Source organism: Psychrobacillus psychrodurans (genome assembly GCF_050209195.1).
Classification (GTDB): Bacteria; Bacillota; Bacilli; order Bacillales_A; family Planococcaceae; genus Psychrobacillus; species Psychrobacillus psychrodurans.
Genome location: NZ_CP189791.1, coordinates 1,509,229 through 1,525,448, shown reverse-complemented (window position 1 = coordinate 1,525,448; position 16,220 = coordinate 1,509,229). Strand labels below are relative to the sequence as shown.

General features: G+C 35.3%; 15 protein-coding genes and 1 riboswitch. Of the genes, 3 read left to right on the top strand and 12 right to left on the bottom strand.

Going from position 1 to position 16,220, the window contains the following annotated elements; translation table 11 throughout:
* Window positions 1-66: 66 nt before the first annotated feature.
* Window positions 67-1,026, bottom strand: coding sequence for a serine hydrolase domain-containing protein (locus ACQCPR_RS07075; RefSeq protein WP_427138607.1), 960 nt, complete (start codon window positions 1,024-1,026; stop codon window positions 67-69).
* A 365-nt stretch (window positions 1,027-1,391) separates the two neighbouring features.
* Window positions 1,392-1,492: riboswitch (purine riboswitch) on the top strand.
* Window positions 1,493-1,580: 88 nt separating this feature from the next.
* Between ACQCPR_RS07075 and ACQCPR_RS07070 the strand changes: the two genes are divergently transcribed.
* A complete protein-coding gene (locus ACQCPR_RS07070; RefSeq protein ID WP_090563549.1) occupies window positions 1,581-2,750 on the top strand; it encodes an MFS transporter in 1,170 nt (389 codons plus the stop codon).
* A 465-nt stretch (window positions 2,751-3,215) separates the two neighbouring features.
* On the opposite strand, the gene ACQCPR_RS07065 is transcribed toward ACQCPR_RS07070, so the two are convergent.
* From ACQCPR_RS07065 to ACQCPR_RS07020, 10 genes are all read right to left on the bottom strand, one after another.
* Entirely contained in the window at window positions 3,216-3,779 is a 564-nt protein-coding gene (locus tag ACQCPR_RS07065) for a class I SAM-dependent methyltransferase (RefSeq protein ID WP_090562253.1), read from the bottom strand.
* A gap of 45 nt (window positions 3,780-3,824) precedes the next feature.
* Window positions 3,825-4,034: a hypothetical protein gene (locus tag ACQCPR_RS07060; RefSeq protein WP_427138972.1), complete on the bottom strand. Its 210-nt coding sequence runs from the start codon at window positions 4,032-4,034 to the stop codon at window positions 3,825-3,827.
* A gap of 27 nt (window positions 4,035-4,061) precedes the next feature.
* Window positions 4,062-4,475: an RrF2 family transcriptional regulator gene (locus ACQCPR_RS07055; RefSeq protein WP_090562257.1), complete on the bottom strand. Its 414-nt coding sequence runs from the start codon at window positions 4,473-4,475 to the stop codon at window positions 4,062-4,064.
* A gap of 543 nt (window positions 4,476-5,018) precedes the next feature.
* The gene (locus tag ACQCPR_RS07050) at window positions 5,019-6,626 is read right to left on the bottom strand and encodes a helix-turn-helix domain-containing protein (RefSeq protein WP_427138606.1); all 1,608 of its coding nucleotides are present in this window, start codon (window positions 6,624-6,626) and stop codon (window positions 5,019-5,021) included.
* A 105-nt stretch (window positions 6,627-6,731) separates the two neighbouring features.
* Complete coding sequence (locus ACQCPR_RS07045) at window positions 6,732-7,709, bottom strand: ABC transporter substrate-binding protein (protein WP_427138605.1); 978 nt, start codon at window positions 7,707-7,709, stop codon at window positions 6,732-6,734.
* Window positions 7,710-8,457: 748 nt separating this feature from the next.
* Complete coding sequence (locus ACQCPR_RS07040) at window positions 8,458-9,453, bottom strand: glutaminase (protein ID WP_427138604.1); 996 nt, start codon at window positions 9,451-9,453, stop codon at window positions 8,458-8,460.
* 464 nt (window positions 9,454-9,917) lie between these two features.
* Window positions 9,918-10,292 carry a YolD-like family protein gene (locus ACQCPR_RS07035; RefSeq protein ID WP_090562264.1) on the bottom strand — a complete coding sequence of 125 codons (375 nt, stop codon included), beginning with the start codon at window positions 10,290-10,292 and terminating at the stop codon, window positions 9,918-9,920.
* On the bottom strand, window positions 10,289-10,510 hold the full coding sequence (locus ACQCPR_RS07030; protein WP_340879424.1) for a transcriptional regulator: 222 nt from the start codon (window positions 10,508-10,510) through the stop codon (window positions 10,289-10,291). The genes ACQCPR_RS07035 and ACQCPR_RS07030 overlap by 4 nt, the downstream gene beginning before the upstream one ends.
* A 215-nt stretch (window positions 10,511-10,725) precedes the next feature.
* The gene (locus ACQCPR_RS07025; protein ID WP_269921217.1) at window positions 10,726-11,031 is read right to left on the bottom strand and encodes an NIPSNAP family protein; all 306 of its coding nucleotides are present in this window, start codon (window positions 11,029-11,031) and stop codon (window positions 10,726-10,728) included.
* A 235-nt stretch (window positions 11,032-11,266) separates the two neighbouring features.
* Window positions 11,267-11,737 carry a DUF3291 domain-containing protein gene (locus tag ACQCPR_RS07020; RefSeq protein WP_427138603.1) on the bottom strand — a complete coding sequence of 157 codons (471 nt, stop codon included), beginning with the start codon at window positions 11,735-11,737 and terminating at the stop codon, window positions 11,267-11,269.
* Window positions 11,738-11,991: 254 nt separating this feature from the next.
* Here ACQCPR_RS07020 and ACQCPR_RS07015 point away from each other — a divergent pair, with 254 nt between their 5' ends.
* Window positions 11,992-12,132 carry a hypothetical protein gene (locus ACQCPR_RS07015; protein WP_241595748.1) on the top strand — a complete coding sequence of 47 codons (141 nt, stop codon included), beginning with the start codon at window positions 11,992-11,994 and terminating at the stop codon, window positions 12,130-12,132.
* A 191-nt stretch (window positions 12,133-12,323) separates the two neighbouring features.
* Here the strand turns inward: ACQCPR_RS07015 and ACQCPR_RS07010 are convergent, their stop codons facing one another.
* On the bottom strand, window positions 12,324-13,589 hold the full coding sequence (locus ACQCPR_RS07010; RefSeq protein ID WP_427138602.1) for a M48 family metallopeptidase: 1,266 nt from the start codon (window positions 13,587-13,589) through the stop codon (window positions 12,324-12,326).
* A gap of 162 nt (window positions 13,590-13,751) precedes the next feature.
* On the opposite strand from ACQCPR_RS07010, the gene ACQCPR_RS07005 reads away from it, so the two are divergent.
* Complete coding sequence (locus ACQCPR_RS07005) at window positions 13,752-15,941, top strand: YhgE/Pip family protein (RefSeq protein WP_427138601.1); 2,190 nt, start codon at window positions 13,752-13,754, stop codon at window positions 15,939-15,941.
* Window positions 15,942-16,220: the final 279 nt, after the last annotated feature.

Genomic DNA, 16,220 nt, shown 5'->3' with positions numbered 1-16,220 from the left:
AGCTTGGAGAATTATTTCCAAGCTAAGTTTTTTTTCTGGCACATTCACTAAAGCACCCGATTTATTTTATTCGAACAATGGCATAATATGCTTTCTAATCAATTCAATTCTATCCTTGGCACGTGGCATAAATCGAGAAGCAATAGTGACTACCATTTCCTTTTTGGGGTTTATGAAAATTACATTGCCACCATCACCCAGAGCTGCATAGCAATCATCAACAATCCACCATAAGTAACCGTATGACAACTCACCCCATCGAGTTTTTTCCTTAGTGCTGTCCTTTATCCATTTGGAAGATAGTATTTGATTACCGTTCCATACACCACCACTTAAATATAACTGACCTATTTTAGCCATATCCCGTGCCGTTAAAGTAAGCCCCCAACCGGCGGTGTTTATACCTTTAGGGTCTACTATCCAACCAGTTACATATTTATCCTTAAGAAAAGCTAAATACTCTTCTTTGTTTTGTATAATTACATTTTTAGGAGCTTTGATTTTAAGAGGTTTAAACAAACTTTCCGTTGCGAAATCAATCACAGATTGACCTGTTGCACTTACAAGTACACCTGATAAAATATGTGTTCCAACGGTTGAGTATTTAAACTCTCCAATATCGCCTTTCCCCCCTAGCAAATCCAATGTAGCCTTTATCCAATCATCACTTGTATAAATTTTAGTATATGGCTCTGACTTATATTTGTACGGTGCGGTCATTGTCATCAAATTTTTTATGGTGATATTTTGTATTGTTTTTTCGCCACGCTTAACTGTGTAATCCGGAAAAAATTCTAATACTTTCTGTTCAACATTTTTAATATATCCTTTATCTATTGCAATACCAATAAGAACAGATATTATACTTTTGGTTACAGATGCTATATGCAAAACATCGTCTTTGGTGTACCCATCAAAATATTTTTCATAAATCAAACTTTCATCCTTTATAATAACAACGCCTGATATATTGGAATATTCTGTTTTTATTAAATCTTCAAAGCTAGAAATAGGATTATTATTCATTCTCACCTTTTTGTATTGGCATATTGACGTCAAATATATCAATCCATTCCTTTCGTTAAGTTGTTTTATCAATATTGATGTAATAAAGATTAATTTAATATAAAATTATATTCAATTCTTTTTTTTCAAATAAATACGAATGTGCTAGGCAGCACTTTGTCAATTCAAATCCTTTATCCATCTTTTCTTTGACTTTATAAATAACTAAACAAAACGTGGGCACAAACATGACAAAAATCAGTACAATTGATCAAATAGAAAAATAACATAATTCCATCTTTACTTTCTGAATTATGAGGAACACATATATCGCAAATAACACTTGAATGGTAGGAGAATTGGTAGTAATATCAATAAAGTGATCACACTTAATACTATATAGAAACTGTATAATCTCTAGAATATGGCTAGAGGGTATCTACCAGGAACCATAACAATCCTGACTACAGAAAATGAATTTTTTCATTTTTTATAGTCAGGATTATTTGTGTTTTCTGTAGAAAATCTTAAAAGCAATTTCTTTATTTTAACTTAGAAGGGAAATGAAACAGAATATGAATTTGAAAGTATTTATATTAGCATTATCAACCGTTGCGGTAGGATTGGTTGAATTAATCGTTGGTGGAATATTGCCGACGATAGCCGAAGATTTTAATATTTCATTAAGTACTGCGGGGCAACTTATTACGGTGTTTGCACTTATCTATGCCATTGCCGGTCCAGTTCTGTTGGTATTGACCAACAATATAGAACGTAAAAAATTGTATCTTGCTTCTATGTTTGTATTTTTCATCGGAAATGTAATGACATATTTTAGTCCAAACTTTACCTTTATGATGGTAGCAAGGGTGTTTACGGCAACTAGTACAGCACTTGTCGTTGTCCTTTCCTTAACTATAGCTGTTAAGGTTGTTGCTCCTGCTCACCAAGCAAAAGCTTTGGGGCTAATTTATATGGGGATTAGTTCGTCACTAGTGTTAGGTGTACCATTGGGAATACTAATTTCCAATATGTTTGGATGGCGTGTAATATTCCTTGGAATCGCTGTATTATCAATTGGATCGATGGCACTAATTTCTCTATTTTTGGGCCGCATTCCCGGGGAAACAACAATTCCACTTTCACAACAATTAAAGGCTTTAGGAAGTCAGAAAATAATCAGTGCCCACCTTGCTACGATGTTAATGCTAGCAGGACATTATACGATTTATGCCTATTTTACACCATTCTTAGAGACGAATCTTCATTTAAATTCGAACTGGATTAGTATCTGCTATTTTGTTTTTGGTATTGCAGCTGTAAGTGGTGGAGCATTCGGAGGAACTCTTTCAGATTGGATTGGTGCTCGCAAAAGTATCATCATCGTTATCAGTGCATTTGCTGTTATATTGTGTATTTTGCCATTAACAACCTCTTCACTCTTTTTATTTATACCAACGATGATGGTTTGGGGAGCATTGAGCTGGAGCCTGGCACCGCCCCAACAAAGCTATTTGATTCAAATAGATCCAGCTACCTCTGCTATACAGCAAAGCTTTAATAATTCAGCATTACAAATTGGTATTTCACTTGGGTCAGCAATTGGAGGCCTAGTATTAAATCAAACGGGCTCAGTTTCCAGTACAGCTTGGTTTGGGAGCGGCATTGTCATTATTGCGTTATTGTGTGCTATTTTTTCTATTACGAGACCTATTATATCAAAAGAAAAAAAGGAAGCGGTCTAATTTTCCCAAATGGTTAAGCGTTGGCGATTGTAATATTACAAAGTACAAATTACAAGTTTATTTTGTGCCATTTCAAAGAGTGTATTTATAAGAAGGGTAACTCCTCAAAATATAAATGCACTCTGAAATGCTGTATCAATACTATTTTATTGATTTTAGAACTTGTTTTAAAAAACATATTTTTTTCCTTCGTATCTTCGCTGTTTACCCTTTAGTCTTCAGAAAGTAAATTCGACTCTCCATCAATTTCTATGCCCGCTGTTCTTTTATTAAATTTTCAAGATATATAGTACTGTTGCTTAGAGTAATTATAGTATTGGAAGTCAATTGAACAATATTATTCTTAAAATATGCTTATTGTACGAAAAAATAGACCATCAAAATGATGGCCATGTTACTAAAGCACTTTTATATTAAGTATTTTAAAGATACTTAATATCTTTAATTGAGATAAAAGTCAACCGGTTAATTCGTATTCTGCGCAATGAGCATGTATAGAGATTCCGTCGGGAAAAATTTCTCTGTTATCTGGAACCCTGCTTCTTTCAGTTCCTGCTCCATTCCTTCCATGGTAATTCTCGGTGCTTTCTTGGAACTTCCTTTTGGTTCAAGTTCCAAACAGATTAGATAACCTTCTTTTTTCAGTACTTTTTTCATTTGCCGTAACAGCGGAGCCAGCGGCTGAATTTCATGTAGTACCAGGGAAGCAATGATTATATCGATAGAGCCTTCAGGTAAACAAAGAGCCTCCATACTGCCCTGTACCGAGACAATATTACTGAGCTGTTCCTCCAAGGCTTTCTCATTTATTATTTCCAGCATGGTAGCGTCGATATCCAGCGCATATACTTTCCCCTTAATTCTTTTTGCCGCAGGGATGGAAAAATAACCGGTACCAGCACCAAAGTCCAACATGCTGTCCGTTTCTTTTACAGGAATCATGTTCAACAGCTGTTCCGGCGAGAACTCTTTTCTTCGTTCAGGACTTTCCAAGTAAGATAATTTTCCTTTATTGTGCGAGTGATGCATATAAATCCTCCTTTTTTAAGCAGCTATTTAAGCGTGCTGTTACTACTAGTTAAATTTTTCTTCTATCAGTTCTGCATATACAGCCATAGCAGCCATACTGCCTTCCCCCGCAACAATAATCAGTTGAGAGGGACCAGCAATTCTTGTATCCCCGCAAGCAAACACCCTTTCAGTTTTACGTCTTGATCTTCCAAGTACTAAAGCAGCATTCAGTCCACCCTGCCCTCCACCAATAATAGCGCAATCTATTATCATCTTTTCCTCTCCATTTAAAATAAAAATTTAACTTTTTACTTCTTTCAGTTTGGATTCTGCCTCTTTAGCAATATCGATCAATAACTTTGAGTGAAGTTCAGCTTTCATATTCTCCTCTGCCTGCCTCATGACATTCTCAATCAAGCAGCCTTCATGATGAATGGAGCAGTCAAATAAGCTAGTATCTCCTTCAATCGCATTTATAACATCCAAAAAGGATATTTCATGTTTTGTTCTAGAGATTTTATAGCCTCCCTTCGCTCCAGGCGTCGACTCAATCAAACCTGCTTTTGTAAGTTTGGTAAGTATCTTAGAAAGATACGTCGGGGAAAGATGCTGCATTTCGGCTAATTCCTGCACTCCCACCAAGTTTCCTGCAGGCTGCAGTATTAAATGAACCATCGTATGCAAGGCGTAGTTTGTCGCATTTGAATACTTCATACATTACCTCCTTATATTTAAAGACGATATTAAAGACTTTCAATATCTCTAATACGAATAAATTTATCACTAGACGTGAAGGATGTCAACTTGGGGGAATCTTCGAACGAATTCCTAACCTATCAAATTTCCAATCCACTTTACATTCCATTTGAAATGGAAGCTAATTTATACTCCTCTCTTAATTTTTCTAGAAAGCATTTCTTCTACAAATAGCTCACAATGACCGACAAAATTAGTTCAGTAAAATAACTCATTTATTATGATTAATTTCTCCAAGTTCTTCTGCAAAAGTTCCATAATAACACTTATTGTATTGTCTTCTTTCCAATCTGTATTCCCTTTTTACCTAACTGCTGCTTTGTCTTAAAAAAAAGAATAGTTCGCACTTTGAACTACTCTTTATTAACTATTAATTTCATCAATAGGGCATATTGGATTATTTTGCTTGTACAAATATTAAACTTCCCCGGCAACAGTATTCCAGAGGAGCTTAATAGGTACTTGGACTTTCCAATATGTGTTCTAGTTATTGTTTCAATTTTAAACTAACACTCTAAGTACATCGTCTATTTTTTTACTACTGGCTATATGGCCATAGTTCATCCATGTCATAAAATCGACTTCGAACGCACGACAATTTCTAACAGCAGGGATTTCCTTCCAATGAGGATGATTAATCTGACGCCTTTCTGCCCCTATTTCTCCTTCATGCCATTTATCAAACACGAAGAAAATATAATCTGCATCTAGTGATTTTAACCATTCCCATGATACACCTGCTCTACTCTCCTCAAGAGTTAACTTCTGAATCTTAGGATGAAGTATAATTCCTAAATCCTCAGTAAGAAAGGACTTTGTATATTGTTGATCCATAATAATGCAGTCGCTCTTAAATCTTATGAAGGCATACGTTTGACTTTTCTTGGAATGGTTCAACAAATTCCTTGCGCTTGTTAATTTTTCTTCATATTGCTGAATGGCAATCTCGGCTTGTTCAACGCGTCCCAATCGTTTGGCTAGTGTTCGTAATGTTAAACGCCAGTCTGCATCATCTTTTGAAATAATTTCGGTATTTGCAAAATGCTTACATCGCTCATATTGATTGGAATGGTACTCGTATTCACTTTTACGTGCAATAATTAAATCCGGCTCATATTCCGAAAGTGATTCGTAGCTTTCTTGCAAAACATTAAAAGTTGGAACATGTATTAATCCAAGATAATCTAGCTGCCCCCATGCTGGGTGAGCCCACTGAACAACTGGGGTAATCCCTAAAGTTACTAGTAAATCCTCCATAAATAATGAAACAACACGAATAGTACTTTGGTTTTGTTTACGATACTGGCCCGGAGCTAAACCCACAGACTTACTAAAGCATCTATTAAAGTAAAACTCATTGTTGAAACCAACATGATTAGCTATCTCATGTATGCGATCCTCTGTTTTTAATAGTAAATGCTTCGCTTGATCGATCCTCAGATTATTAACAAAACCAAGGGGAGTTTGTCCAGTAAGCTTTTTAAAGATTTGTGAGTATTGCCATGGAAGCATGTTCACATCTTCTGCAAGTGTAGCCACTGTCACCTGCTCGGCAAAATTGTCTTTTAAATATTTAATCGAACCTTTAACTGCACTATGTAAATCCGGTAAAGGTGCTAAACTTTCTTTTTGTTTAAGCACATACCTAATTAATTCCTCGAATCGTACATGATTGTAATATCGCATTAATTCGTCTTTCTCATGACTATGCCGTTCAATTTCCTCCAACAAATCAATACACTTTGAAAATGGTACACAATTCCATAGACCAGTGTCTGTGAAAATGGAAGATTTGTACTTATCATTAGAACTATCCGAATTTGGAATTTGAATCACATTGAATGTAATAACATAAAAAGAAATGCTATTTTTATATGGATAGATATGAACGGCTTGATTTGGTTTCACGATAGCTATATTACCTCTGACAATTCCTTTCGCACCATATCCAATATCCATATTTGCCTCGCCATCCGTTATTGCAATTAACATGTGTTCACCAGAACTACTAAATTCTTCACCGTTCAATTCATTCAAATTGATATGTCTGATTCCAACCATAATGTAAAAGGCTGACGGATAACAAGGAGGGATCACTTCACTACACACCATACATCATCCTTTCCATTACGATAATTATATTCTTAAAGAGAAAGCCCTTCAATGATACTGAAGAGCTTTCCCATTTCTTTTGCTATATCAAATATGAAAACTCTACTTCACTATTAATCTTAGTAAATCTTCCATTTTCATTGTATTTGCTTTAATAGCTCCTGATTGCCAATGAGATCGCTCCAGTTGATAAACATGGTTGTTTTTTACAGCAGGAATTCCTTTCCATAGAGGATCTTGAAGCAGGGCAACAGCCTTCGCATTAGACTCGGAGTCCCAGGTACCATTGGAAGGGAATATGATAATATGATCAGCGTTAAACTCTGGGATTTTTTCCTGTGAAATAACATCATGTGCCTGGATGTTTTTCACCCACTCAAACGGTTCCAAACCAAGGTCTTTGTAAATCATTCCAGTATATGGATTATTCAGACCGAATAAACGCAATTCCGGTTTGTCTCCTACATCCAGACGTACTACAGCAACTGTCTCGCGTCCAATAGCCTCTTCCAATTTCACTTTGGTGTCGGCAATCTTTTGCTTGTAATCTGCTATTACAGTAGTAGCCTTTTCTGGAATACCCAATAAATCAGCGATCGTTTTGAGAGTCTCTTCTGCATCCCAAAGTACTTCATCAGGAACGCGATAAGTAGGTGCGATTTTAGAATACAATTGATAAGATTCATCCATTCCCCCAGTTAGGATTATTAAGTCTGGATTTTTTTCCAACATTGCTTCCAAACTTCCTGTGATATCAAATAACGGAACATCTGACAATCCTAAATAATCTTGTTTACCCCAGCTTGGATGGTACCATTGTACAATTGGTTCAACACCTAGTGCCACCATATAATCCTCTAAGTAAATCCCTGCTATTCTCTTAGGCTTGACAGGAATTTCAACCTCGCCAAAAGCATCTTTAACTTTCCTTGTGTCAGTATTCTCTTCCTCCTTACTTGTTTGTTTATTGTCTTCAACATTCGTGGATGTTTCCTTTCCATTATTACATGCAGCCAAACTTACCATAATAGTGAGTAGGACCACCAACCAACTAATCTTTCCTAATTTTCGCTTTGCCATACTATACTCCCGCTCCTTTATTTCCTATTAATACAATTAAATGATTATGATTATCATTATCATTAATCTCTTTTATCATTATATTCTTTATACATGACTGTCTCAATGCACATATCTAAATCTATTTTGCACAAATACTATAACTACAACTTTTTAAATACATCAAAATGTCTTTTTAAAAAAACAATGTCACCAAACCAAAATATATAATCTATCATTCCATATTTAACTAACTTGTCGTATGAGTATAATTTAAGTGTAATGTCTCACAATGGATTGACGAAATCTGCTTAATGTTTTGGACGTAAAAAAGACCATCAAAATGATGGTCGTGATTAACTAAAGTACTCATTAGCCACACATGTAGTACGAAATCAGTGCTACACCACAGTGAATGTAAATGTGAAAAACGGGTATAAGATACTAGGGCTGGGATAGGAAGGCTGATGTACTATGGTGCCATCAAGTCCATTCTTTAGTCTGACTCCAAAGAACACGGTTCAACACAGACTGTCGCACTCAATACGGGTAGCACTCAAGGGAGACTAATCTTAATCTGCTTTACCTTTTAGTTCGATATAGACTTTGTGAAGGCTCAGCTTTTAAAAACTATTTCTGATCCACTTTTATTATGCAATTTAATAGTTTTCAGCATTTTTTAATTTTCATGGGAGTTGAATAAGGGGTTAATGATTAGCGTAATATTCTTTTGGATTTGTTATTCTATTTTTGTGATAGCACACCACATTTAAAAAATATTAAAGTCCCATTCTCTGGATATTTGCTTTAACAGCATAACTCCTGCAACACTATTACCAAATTCATCAATGGCAGGACCATATATTCCTATTCCACAGCCATCCATAAATGGGGAATCACCGGATCTACCTCGCGGGGGAATTGCTGCCAATATACCACCCGATACTCCACTTTTTGCAGGAATACCTACAAATGCAGCAAATTTACCAGAAGCATTGTACATACCACATGTGACCATTAACGCTTTTGTTAACCTAGCTACTTCCTTAGAGAAGATTTGCTCCTTACGGATAGGATGATATCCGTCATTTGCAAGGACTAGGCCAATCATGGCAACATCTTCGGTAGTTACTTCAATTGAACATTGCTTTAAGTATACTTCTAATGCTTCTTCTACAGTACAATCTAAGAATCCCATCTCTTTTAGATAATAAGCTAAAGCTCGATTTCGATGAGCCGTTTGCCACTCAGAATGAAACACTTCCTCATTGATAGTTGGATATCTCCCAACGATTCTTTCTATTAATAGAAGTATAGATTCCACTTTTTCGACAGGATTTCGTCCACCTAGTAATGATGCAACTGTGATTGCTCCAGCATTTATCATCGGATTGAAAGGTCTTCCAGGTTTATGAACTTCTAGGCGAATAATCGAGTTAAAAGCATCCCCGGTTGGTTCGACGTCCACCCTTTCTAAAACATAAGAAATTCCATAGTCTATACATGCAGCTATAAAGCCAATCACCTTCGATATACTTTGTAAAGTAAAAGCGGTATCAAAATCACCCATCTTTACCATTGAACCATTTGAACCAATGATACAAATACCTAACTGTGAAGGATTTGCTCTTTCTAACGCTGGTATATAGTTAGCACATTTCCCTAAATTCGCATAAGTTCTACTATCTTGTACCCATGCTTTTATTTTGCGGGAATGTTCATGATTATCAAATCTAATTTGTGTATCTTGCTGTACAACTTCCATATCTTTTCTTCCTTTCGGTATCTAGTGCACAACTGCGGCTTAAATAGCCTAGTAACTACATACATATATACCACAAAAAAAACAAGAAATCTAACTACATTTTCTTTATAAAGGAAAGGTATAAATTCGGTTTATCGAAATAGTAGACAAAGTCAATAGAAAGCTTCTTTTTCATATTCTAAGGGTTCTAATTTTTCTCCATTTTCTTTACTATTTAAAGTATTGTTCAACCTCTAAATAAAGGTTCTTAATGAGCTTTCTGCCGTGCTTAAGGCATCAGCCCTTTCGATTTGCTAACATTATGGAGCTCTCTTGCTTCAACCTGTTGGCTTTCGGCCCGCCACCTAACTTTCCGATCACCTCTTCTTGAGAACGCCGGATGGATTGTCACATGAACCTTAAACTCCTTGAAATACATCCCCCTTAAGTTATCTACTCGAAATGAGCAAGTGAAGTCCTGCTTATTAATCCATAATAGTTACATCTACTATTTCATCTAATTTTAATTGCAACAAAGAAAAGGGATCTTCTAGTTCCATTACTCTACTTCGTAAATCTATACTTTCTACAATACCTCTGTTGTAAATGAATGCTCCATCTCTCCACATCTTCACTTTAGTATCAGCCTTACTTTTAATGGCTATATCCAGTGTGTGATGTATTGCATCGTAATCCCATTCGTCTAACTCTGGTTTTGGTTCTCTTTTAATTTCTTTGCTATACTCTCTAAGTAAAGCTACATGTTCTGGAAGCATCATCGCTACCCACTTCTTACTTCCTCTGTCTTGTGCCTTAGATAAGTCAAGGATTTGTTCAGATTCGTAAAATTTATCGTTCATACAACTTCACGCTCCTTATGGATGATGGGAACACATGCGAGCACATTATCAATAATAAAATTACGTTTAGCATTTCGCTTAAAACAAAACACTTGAATAGTATCCCCTTTAATCTTCAGGACTTTTACCTGCCTCTGGCTTATATTACACTTAGAATCCATATACATTAACTCAGCAAGCTGATTACGTTCCATACATTTCATTAAATTTATACGCACACTCGTTCCCTCCATTCTTATGCTTAGTATACGAACGTTTGTTTGATTTTACAACTAGTAATTTATGGACAAATAAAAATACGATCTACCCATATATGGTAAGTCGCAAATTTTAATCATTTAATTGACTGGTTACACTTTCAATGAAATCAATAATTTTTTGTGTAACTTCTTTATTAAAGCACCTGTTTGGTAAGATATGTATAATTATTAGTTCACTCGAAAACAGGTCTCATAAAGCTTCTCTCATAACTTAAAATACATCTCGTTTCCTCTGCAAATTTATAAGCTTCCTGACATTCTGCATCCAATGCCATCTTTCTTCGGTACTCTTCATAAGCAGTCAAACTAGGGAAACTGAATAAGGCATATGCAATATTGTTAGCACCTTCATGTGGGAGATAATAACCTTGATGTGTACCACCTAACTTATTAACTAATCGAATCCACATTTTACTATATACTTCGAATTCCTTTATTTTATATGGGTCAATAACGTATTTTAAATAGCATGTAATCATCTAATTACCCCCTTTTTCTCATCATAACATAATATTTGACTAACGATTTATTTAAATAGAAAATTCTAATAATTATTTTTTGTACATGAATATATAAAAAAAATCCCGGTCAAATGAACAGGACAGTAGATTTATTTACTATTTAGTTTTGCAGTCATACTTATAACAACGCTTTTGTTCCAGACATGAAACAGATATTATAAGTGTAATTTGTTTAACTAAGTACGCTATTACTTCAAGAAGATTTAATCAAGATGGTCTCCCCATTTTCATCAAATGCTTGCTTAAAATCAAATGCAAAAGGTGTGGAGCCATTCTGGATATAATAGTTATATCTTTTGAATGCCTCCTCCCATGAGACATCCTTGACCTTTTCTGTCCACCATACTACATATGAGAGATGTTTTTCTGGATATATCTCAATCCATTTGTTTCTATCCCGTAATGCTTGCAAATGTTGCCTTGAATAAGTAAAACGATATAAGGATTGAAGGTCTTTCCATACTGTTAATGTAAGAATAGGAGAACCATTACCCTGTATGGTTTCTTCAGAGATAGTGACTCCATCAGGTGAAAATGCCTCTACAAGACCAGATCTAGTTGCCTGACGATATACTCCATCTCCCACTTGAAAAAATTCACGAGAGGCAGAGTGATTATAAGGGTGGTTTAGCCTACCAACAGTATAGATTGATACTAATGTCATAAGGACTCCTCCATCATTTAGCCTTTACCTATATATATTCTAATATAAAGTGAAAAATCCTTCTTTTACTAACCTTATTAGTTAGATGAAAAAGTTTACTACAAATCCTTTTTGGCGAGGGAATTTCAATTCCTTTCAGAGATTCATTTTAAGGCTATGAAGAATTTGAAGATCTTACTTTTTTCAAGAGCATTAGTATATCCGTATTTTTATTATGACTCTGTGCACATTAAACTTTAGGAGGTGACGATATCATGTCAAATAAAAGTAAACCAAACTTTAAAAAGAAAGAACCTAATTCAAGAAATGACAATCGTGAGGAATTTGCAGAAGACTTATATTCTAAGCAGACTAAAGGCAAAAATACACAACAAAATAACCAACAAAATCGATAATTCAACCGTTAGCTGGATTTAATTGTGGAACAACTCTTATCACCATGTATTCATTGAAACTTCTATTATTGCAAAACTAATTGAAACAAAAGATTGACTTCGTAAAGTCAGTCTTTTGTTTGCTCCTTTATTAGAAAACACAATATAGAGGAAGATTAAAAAAATTTAATCCTTTGATGTTATCGGCCTTTTTACTCTTTGGATTCTATTTCATTGGTCACATTAATAATTCTTTCAAGCGTAGTTGGATGAGAATATCGAAACCATTTAACGAGGAGTGGAGGATTCACCTCGTTCAAACCAGCTTTCGTAAGCTCTTGAAAAGTACTCACAGCAGCACTTGGATCCTCTACTAACTCTATTGCATACTCGTCAGCTCTTACTTCTAGATATCTAGAAATGTAATTTGAAAGTGGACTTGAAGCAAATAATAGGAAGGAAGTAATAAGGAAAAACAATGGTAGTGAATGGATAGCATTTATCTGTTTTATTTTTAAAATATGTTTAAAACGAGCGATAAACCAAAGCATTAATTTCGCTGTTAACCAAAGCCCTAAAAGCGTAGTTATAATGGATTGTGTTATTCCAAAATATATATGTTTCTCCACGTAATGACCCATTTCATGTGCCATAACGAATAGGATTTCACTTTCTGATAAGCGATTTAATGTTGTATCCCATAATACTATCCTCGAATTACTCCCAATCCCCGTCACATATGCATTTAGCGCATTAGTCTTTTCTCCCATATTTACTTCATAAACATGTTCTGCTGGTATATTTGCTTGCTCGGCCAATGTAAGAATTTTCGTCTCCAATTCTTTGTTAGTGAGTGGGTAGAAATCATTGTATAGTGGGTCGATTAATACAGGTTGAATGAACATGATGAAAATGGAGAACGGAATCATTAGTAAACTAGCAGTTAACCACCATTTCTTTGGATTCCTATTAATAAGCCAATAAAGAACAGTAACAATTACTACAGTCGTTCCGAAGTCCACCCAAAAGTCAATTACATTATCACGCATCCAGGAATTGAAAGTCTGGGTACTGATTCCATAGTTTTTGCTTAAGGAATACCTATAATAGTCTAAAGGGAATAAAACGATAAATATAAATAGAGAAAGTAAAAATAAGTATAAAGCGTTTTGCAAAAACGCCCATTGGCTCTTCACAGTAGTCCATTTTTCGAACACTTGAGAAAGCCCAGTAATTAGTATAAATAAATAAACAATCCATTCGAAGGGTGTTGCTACAAAATAGAGGAAATTTTTTATTTTTGAATATTCTTCACTAAGGTACAATTCCCGCTCTGACATAAATACATGCGGATCTACAACAGTTCCATTCAAAGGTACCGGTATACCCCCACTATTACTATGAAAAATATATACATACATTACTATCGCGTATAGCCCAAATAACAATAGGGCTGCAATCCCACATTTTCTTGCCAAATCCACTTCAACTCCATTCACTCTCTCATACATTAAGTGTAATCAGAAAAAAGAAAGATAGAACCACTTTCTATCTCCCTGTCCATACTTACATTAGTCGCTATCTATTGGGGTATACTACAACCATCAAAGACCTATCAAATTCAGTAGGGTGGACTAGTTATGAAAAATAGTTGGGTTATTTTCAAGACAGACATTCAAAATATAAGCAGGAATTGGGTTGCTGCAATTATTATAGGGGGGTTAGTTTTTCTACCTTCTTTATATGCATGGCTTAATATATACGCTTCTTGGGATCCTTATGCTAAAACTGACCAAATTCCTGTGGCTATTGTGAATGAAGATACAGGAGCAATAGTCCGTGGTGAACAACTAAATGTTGGAAATCAACTGGTCGACACATTAAAAGATAACCGGGACATGAACTGGTCTTTTACTTCACGCAAGTCCGCTATGGAACAAGTTGAATATGGTGATTTTTTTGCCGTAATTATTATCCCTAATAATTTTTCCGAAAAGTTAGCTTCCGTCGTTTCAGATAATCCCCAGAAGGCGGATATAGAGTACTATGTAAATGAAAAAATTAACTCCATTGCACCCAAAATAACGGAAAAAGGTGCAACGGTTATTGTTCAAAAAGTTAGTAGTCAATTCATCTCAAGTGTGAATGGAGTCATTTTTGACCTCTTTAATGATTTAGGAATTGCAATAGAAAGTGATCTACCAGATATTCAAAACTTCGAAAACTATGTATTTAAAATGGAAAAAGAATTGCCTACGATCCATAAATTGCTTACTGGTGTTAAAAATGATGCTTCTTCCGCACAAAAAATTATCTCACAAGCTAATTCAATGGTGCCACGAGCCGAACAAATAACGACTGAAGGTTTGAGTTCGATTGAAAAAACAATAGATTTCTTGACGAAAGCACAAAATCGCTTAAATGAACTGGCACCTGTAGTTGAAAATGATTTGGAAAAAGTATCGGAGATTGCACAAAGTACAAATGAATTTATTCAAAGCGTTCAAAACGTCCAATTGGATTTTACAGAGTTGGACAGAGTAAAAGAGGATCTTGACAACAAGATAACCTATAATATACAAACAGTTGACTCTATCGAGAAGGACCTTAATTGGTTAAAGGAAGTAGCCAATAGCTCTAATGATTCTAATTTGGAAGAAAACAACGTAGAACAACAAACAAAACTAGCTCATGCAATTGATAGAACGAACGAACTGAAAGCTTTTTTACAAGAAGCGCAAACAAATGCACGAACAATTGATACCCTTGTAAAAGATAAAGAACAACAAATGCAAAAAACGTTGAATGATTTACAAAAAATAGCTCAGAATACATCCGTCCAACTGGATGCCTTTATAAACGAATACAAGAACACGATTGAACCAACTATTCTTTCCGAAGTAGCTAAAGCAAAAAAGACTTTAGGAAATGCCAAAGAAATGCTAGCCAGTATACAGTCCACTCTACCAGAAGTCACCCGTACCCTAAACAGCACAGACGCCCACATAAAAGAGGGAAAAACAACATTGGATCAAGCATTGGCACAATATCCTTATATAAGTGATAAAGTAAACCAATTAGCAGATAGGATACGAAAAGTTCAAGGTGAAACGAATATTAGTGAAATAATCCAGTTACTCCGCAATGATCCACAAGCGGAACGTAGCTTCTTTGAAGAACCAATCGTCTTGAAAGAAAACAAACTTTTCCCTATCGCAAACTATGGAACAGGTATGACTCCTTTTTATACAGTTCTTGCTATCTGGGTCGGTTGTTTGCTTCTTATCTCCCTGCTTGCTACAGATACCAATCATGAAAGTAGTGTAAGCGAACGAGCAGTGTATTTCGGTAGACTGTTTACATTTTCAGCTATTGGTCTTCTACAATCATTAATTGTAACAATAGGTGACATTGTTCTTTTAGGTGTTGATGTTAAAGATTCTTTCTGGTTTATATTATTTGGGTTTCTTATTAGTTTCGTTTTCATGTCAATTGTTTATACGCTAGTTTCTGTTTTTGGTGATATAGGTAAAGCGTTTGCAATTATTATGCTTGTCTTGCAAATTGCTGGGGCAGGTGGTACTTATCCAGTCGTTCTATTACCAGAGTTTTTTCAGGCGATTAACCCTGCACTCCCTTTTACGTATGCAGTCGATATTATGCGAGAAGCTGTAGGTGGTATAGTGTGGCAGAGAGCAATACGAGATGCTTCCTTCCTTTTGCTATTCAGTCTAGCATTTTTAATATTCGGCACCTTCCTTAAAGAAAAGATTAACCGAAAAACAAAACTAATGTTGAAAAAGTCACGAGAATCCGGATTATTTCACTGAACTATAGTTATATAGAAAATGTGGTGAATGTAAATTAGAGATACAGGAGCAATCAAAAATAGGCACCTGAAATAGTACCAGGTAGAAACGCATCCGCCTGAAACATATATCAACGGCTCCCCAATTTAAAATAGCGAGTAAGCGAACGATAAATCGTTCACTTACTCGCTATGAAATACCTTTGAGGACTCTTTCAGTGCCCTTTTCAAGGTCAAATAGTTTTTATATCACTGTTCACATATTCTTTAAGGATAAGTAATTCCAAAACGTCTTGCGCCG